The organism is Pseudoalteromonas sp. S2893 (genome assembly GCF_005887105.1).
Lineage (GTDB): Bacteria > Pseudomonadota > Gammaproteobacteria > Enterobacterales > Alteromonadaceae > Pseudoalteromonas > Pseudoalteromonas atlantica.
Map to the genome: position 1 here is coordinate 1 of NZ_PNCY01000123.1, position 226 is coordinate 226.

1 pseudogene is annotated in these 226 nt (G+C 45.6%); it reads left to right on the forward strand.

What is annotated here, in order from left to right:
- Positions 1 to 209, forward strand: a pseudogene (locus CWC04_RS19380) (succinyl-diaminopimelate desuccinylase); the annotation flags it as partial.
- Positions 210 to 226: the final 17 nt, after the last annotated feature.

Sequence of the window (226 nt, forward strand, 5' to 3'; positions counted from 1 at the left end):
CGGCACCTACAAACGGCTGGAGTTTATTGCAGCAGTTAGACCACACCATTTATGCCCACACAGCGAGTTCCCCAAAGTTACGGACCAGTGGACGAACATCAGATCGCCGATTATTTGCAAACCAGCAAACACAAGACATTGAGTGCGGTGTTATAAATAGTACCATTCATCTGGTAAACGAGCATGTTCCGGGTGACGATTTACTTTAAATTGAGGCCATTTACAC